Below are 5,704 nucleotides of genomic sequence, written 5' to 3'. Positions count from 1 at the left end.
AAAAGCAAAAGCCCCTGATTCACTGGGAATCAGGGGCTATGCGGAATAAAAGCCTGACGATGACCTACTTTCACACTGGTTGCAGCACTATCATCGGCGCAAAGTCGTTTCACGGTCCTGTTCGGGATGGGAAGGGGTGGTACCAACTTGCTATAGTCATCAGGCATAACTTGTTGATTTGGTGAGGTTCACGTTGTACTGTGAATCGCAACAAATCCAATTGGGAAGAAGCTTTGTAGGGTGGGCTAAGCCCACGCGTTACCATCGATCAAGACGGTCGCAAATAATCGGGTTGTGATGTGTCAAACTTACGTTTTCACAAACACTTTTGTAATACTTGTCGTAGTTATCTATAACTGACCAAAGTTATAGGGACAAGCCTTACGGGCAATTAGTACTGGTTAGCTTAATGCATTACTGCACTTCCACACCCAGCCTATCAACGTCCTGGTCTCGAACGACCCTTTAAAGAGATCAAGTCTCTGGGAAGTCTCATCTTAAGGCGAGTTTCCCGCTTAGATGCTTTCAGCGGTTATCTCTTCCGAACATAGCTACTCGGCAATGCCACTGGCGTGACAACCGATACACCAGAGGTTCGTCCACTCCGGTCCTCTCGTACTAGGAGCAGCCCCCTTCAAACTTCCAACGCCCACGGCAGATAGGGACCAAACTGTCTCACGACGTTTTAAACCCAGCTCACGTACCACTTTAAATGGCGAACAGCCATACCCTTGGGACCGGCTACAGCCCCAGGATGTGATGAGCCGACATCGAGGTGCCAAACTCCCCCGTCGATATGAACTCTTGGGAGGAATCAGCCTGTTATCCCCAGAGTACCTTTTATCCGTTGAGCGATGGCCCTTCCATACAGAACCACCGGATCACTATGTCCTACTTTCGTACCTGCTCGACTTGTCAGTCTCGCAGTTAAGCACGCTTATGCCATTGCACTATCGTCACGATGTCCGACCGTAACTAGCGTACCTTCGAACTCCTCCGTTACACTTTGGGAGGAGACCGCCCCAGTCAAACTGCCTACCATGCACTGTCCCCGACCCAGATAATGGGCCAAGGTTAGAACCTCAAACAAACCAGGGTGGTATTTCAAGGATGGCTCCACGAGAACTGGCGTCCCCGCTTCAAAGCCTCCCACCTATCCTACACAGATTGGTTCAAAGTCCAATGCAAAGCTACAGTAAAGGTTCATGGGGTCTTTCCGTCTAGCCGCGGGTAGATTGCATCATCACAAACATTTCAACTTCGCTGAGTCTCGGGAGGAGACAGTGTGGCCATCATTACTCCATTCGTGCAGGTCGGAACTTACCCGACAAGGAATTTCGCTACCTTAGGACCGTTATAGTTACGGCCGCCGTTTACTGGGACTTCAATCAAGAGCTTGCACCCCATCATTTAATCTTCCAGCACCGGGCAGGAGTCACACCATATACGTCCACTTTCGTGTTTGCATAGTGCTGTGTTTTTATTAAACAGTTGCAGCCACCAGTTTATTGCAACCCTTTCATCCTTCCCCCGCAGGGGGGTCAAACTACAAGGGCGTACCTTATCCCGAAGTTACGGTACCAATTTGCCGAGTTCCTTCTCCCGAGTTCTCTCAAGCGCCTTAGAATACTCATCTCGCCCACCTGTGTCGGTTTGCGGTACGGTCTCGTATGACTGAAGCTTAGAGGCTTTTCTTGGAACCACTTCCGATCGCTTCGTGAATAAATTCACTCGTCTCAACCCCTTGAATTACGCACCCGGATTTGCCTAAGTGCCTTCTACAAGTCAAGAACAGGCTCTTCCAACCGCCTGACGACCTTCCGCGATCCGTCCCCCCATCGCATCATACGACGGTGCAGGAATATTAACCTGCTTCCCATCAGCTACGCATCTCTGCCTCGCCTTAGGGGCCGACTCACCCTGCTCCGATGAACGTTGAACAGGAAACCTTGGGCTTACGGCGTGGGAGCTTTTCACTCCCATTATCGCTACTCATGTCAGCATTCGCACTTCTGATACCTCCAGCATCCTTTACAAGACACCTTCGCAGGCTTACAGAACGCTCTCCTACCATATCAATAAATTGATATCCGCAGCTTCGGTGTATAGCTTAGCCCCGTTACATCTTCCGCGCAGGACGACTCGATCAGTGAGCTATTACGCTTTCTTTAAAGGGTGGCTGCTTCTAAGCCAACCTCCTGACTGTTTTAGCCTTCCCACTTCGTTTTCCACTTAGCTATACTTTGGGACCTTAGCTGGCGGTCTGGGTTGTTTCCCTCTTGACACCGGACGTTAGCACCCGATGTCTGTCTCCCAAGCTCGCACTCAACGGTATTCGGAGTTTGCAATGGTTTGGTAAGTCGCGATGACCCCCTAGCCATAACAGTGCTCTACCCCCGTTGGTGATACTTGAGGCACTACCTAAATAGTTTTCGGAGAGAACCAGCTATTTCCAAGTTTGTTTAGCCTTTCACCCCTACCCACAGCTCATCCCCTAATTTTTCAACATTAGTGGGTTCGGACCTCCAGTACCTGTTACGGCACCTTCATCCTGGCCATGAGTAGATCACTTGGTTTCGGGTCTACACCCAGCGACTGTCGCCCTATTCGGACTCGATTTCTCTACGGCTTCCCTATACGGTTAACCTCGCCACTGAATGTAAGTCGCTGACCCATTATACAAAAGGTACGCAGTCACGGAACAAGTCCGCTCCTACTGTTTGTATGCACACGGTTTCAGGTTCTATTTCACTCCCCTTCCGGGGTTCTTTTCGCCTTTCCCTCACGGTACTGGTTCACTATCGGTCGATATCGAGTATTTAGCCTTGGAGGATGGTCCCCCCATGTTCAGACAGGATTTCACGTGTCCCGCCCTACTTGTCGCATACTTAGTTCCACAAAGATCATTTCGTGTAAGGGGCTATCACCCTCTATGGCCGGAGTTTCCAATCCGTTCCACTATGAAATCTGCTAAATCATGCAGGCTCTTCCCATTTCGCTCGCCACTACTTTGGGAATCTCGGTTGATTTCTTTTCCTGTAGCTACTTAGATGTTTCAGTTCGCCACGTTCGCTTTGCATACCTATGTATTCAGTATGCAATGACCTTACGGCCGGGTTTCCCCATTCGGAAATCTGCGGATCAAAGTGTGTTTGCTCACTCCCCGCAGCTTATCGCAAGCTACTACGTCCTTCATCGCCTGATATCGCCAAGGCATCCACCATGTGCACTTAGTCACTTGTCCCTATAACTTTGATTTCTAGTGTCTGATTTGATCGCTCTCGTCAGGTTCATCACTAAAAAGTAGTTATAGTTCTTTACTACTATATGAGTATTACTTTAGCGTTTGCCGTAGCTCAAGTATCTTTGTATTTTAATTGCTCAGATCTATTACTAAATCTTCGCTACTTGGATTACTTTTACTACTTTGTTTGTTTGATACAATCACAACCCTTCCATAAATTTCATTCATCACTTCCGTGATAAACTCCTTTACGAAATAAATTTTGATTATTTCTACTTTACTTCTTCTCAATTGTTAAAGAACGGTACTTCTTAATTACTTTGCTTTCGTTTTGAAAGAACAAATCTCAATAGCACACGTGCTACTCACATTTGTTATTTCTTCTACTCTTCGATTCTCTGCCACCAGTTTTACTTGGTAGGGCTGGTTGGGCTCGAACCAACGACCCCCGCGTTATCAACACGGTGCTCTAACCAGCTGAGCTACAGCCCCAGTCAATTTGGTGGAGGTTACCGGGCTCGAACCGATCACCCCCTGCTTGCAAAGCAGGTGCTCTACCAGATGAGCTAAACCCCCATTCGTATTACTACTTAACCGGGCAAATCTCGAATCACCGACTGAAGTACTTCTCAGCCGCTTCTTCTGCGTTCTTTATCATTAACAGTCAATAAGTGTGGACACTCAACATTTAGCGCACTCTAGAAAGGAGGTGATCCAGCCGCACCTTCCGATACGGCTACCTTGTTACGACTTCACCCCAGTCACGAACCCCGCCGTGGTAAGCGCCCTCCTTACGGTTAAGCTACCTACTTCTGGCGAAACCCGCTCCCATGGTGTGACGGGCGGTGTGTACAAGACCCGGGAACGTATTCACCGCGACATGCTGATCCGCGATTACTAGCGATTCCAACTTCATGTAGTCGAGTTGCAGACTACAATCCGGACTACGATACACTTTCTGGGATTAGCTCCACCTCGCGGTTTGGCAGCCCTCTGTATGTACCATTGTATGACGTGTGAAGCCCTACCCATAAGGGCCATGAGGACTTGACGTCATCCCCACCTTCCTCCGGTTTGTCACCGGCAGTCTCATTAGAGTGCTCAACTTAATGTAGCAACTAATGACAAGGGTTGCGCTCGTTGCGGGACTTAACCCAACATCTCACGACACGAGCTGACGACAGCCATGCAGCACCTGTGTATTGGTTCTCTTGCGAGCACTCCCAAATCTCTTCGGGATTCCAACCATGTCAAGGGTAGGTAAGGTTTTTCGCGTTGCATCGAATTAATCCACATCATCCACCGCTTGTGCGGGTCCCCGTCAATTCCTTTGAGTTTTAATCTTGCGACCGTACTCCCCAGGCGGTCTACTTCACGCGTTAGCTGCGTTACCAAGACAATTAAGTCCCGACAACTAGTAGACATCGTTTAGGGCGTGGACTACCAGGGTATCTAATCCTGTTTGCTCCCCACGCTTTCGTGCATGAGCGTCAGTGTTATCCCAGGGGGCTGCCTTCGCCATCGGTATTCCTCCACATATCTACGCATTTCACTGCTACACGTGGAATTCTACCCCCCTCTGACACACTCTAGCCATACAGTCTCAAATGCAGTTCCCAGGTTGAGCCCGGGGATTTCACATCTGACTTATATAACCGCCTGCGCACGCTTTACGCCCAGTAATTCCGATTAACGCTTGCACCCTACGTATTACCGCGGCTGCTGGCACGTAGTTAGCCGGTGCTTATTCTTCAGGTACCGTCATTAGCACCCCGTATTAGGAGATACCGTTTCTTCCCTGACAAAAGAGCTTTACAACCCGAAGGCCTTCTTCACTCACGCGGCATTGCTGGATCAGGCTTGCGCCCATTGTCCAAAATTCCCCACTGCTGCCTCCCGTAGGAGTCTGGACCGTGTCTCAGTTCCAGTGTGGCTGGTCGTTCTCTCAAACCAGCTACTGATCGTCGCCTTGGTGAGCCTTTACCTCACCAACTAGCTAATCAGATATCGGCCACTCCATGAGCATGAGGTCTTGCGATCCCCCACTTTCCACCTTAGTGCGTATGCGGTATTAGCGTAACTTTCGCTACGTTATCCCCCACTCTAGGGTATGTTCCGATATATTACTCACCCGTTCGCCACTCGCCACCAGACCGAAGTCCGTGCTGCCGTTCGACTTGCATGTGTAAGGCATGCCGCCAGCGTTCAATCTGAGCCAGGATCAAACTCTTCAGTTTAATCTCTGTTACTTTTTTCCAATTAAGGAAATCTGTTCTTTCGAACAGGTCGCTCACTCAAAATACTGACAGTTGCAATAATGATTACTCACTATCGCGTCTTATCTTTACTTCTTGTGAACATTTGATATTTTTTAAGTTTCCTAACTACCGAAGTAGTTAGTCGCTTCATTATCAAGTGCCCACATTTATTGACTGTTAATTGTTAAAGATCATCTAAATT

Annotated in this window: 2 tRNA genes and 3 rRNA genes; all 5 read right to left on the bottom strand. The window is 48.8% G+C overall.

From position 1 onward, the window contains the following. Nucleotides 1–51: 51 nt before the first annotated feature. The 5 genes from rrf to ACO0KW_RS20320 all read right to left on the bottom strand — a co-directional run bounded on the left by rrf (nucleotide 52) and on the right by ACO0KW_RS20320 (nucleotide 5,481). Nucleotides 52–164: ribosomal RNA gene (gene rrf, locus ACO0KW_RS20340) — 5S ribosomal RNA — on the bottom strand. A gap of 206 nt (nucleotides 165–370) precedes the next feature. After that, a 23S ribosomal RNA gene (locus tag ACO0KW_RS20335) occupies nucleotides 371–3,244 on the bottom strand. Nucleotides 3,245–3,659: 415 nt separating this feature from the next. Continuing rightward, nucleotides 3,660–3,736: transfer RNA gene (locus tag ACO0KW_RS20330), tRNA-Ile, on the bottom strand. Between the two features lie 8 nt (nucleotides 3,737–3,744). Then, nucleotides 3,745–3,820, bottom strand: a tRNA-Ala gene (locus ACO0KW_RS20325). Nucleotides 3,821–3,946: 126 nt separating this feature from the next. Further along, nucleotides 3,947–5,481 (bottom strand): 16S ribosomal RNA (locus ACO0KW_RS20320). Together the 16S, 23S and 5S rRNA genes with 2 tRNA genes alongside form the textbook arrangement of a ribosomal RNA operon. Nucleotides 5,482–5,704: the final 223 nt, after the last annotated feature.

This window comes from Undibacterium sp. Ji22W, assembly GCF_049340305.1.
Lineage (GTDB): Bacteria > Pseudomonadota > Gammaproteobacteria > Burkholderiales > Burkholderiaceae_D > Undibacterium.
This window is presented reverse-complemented; position numbering and strand designations above follow the sequence as displayed.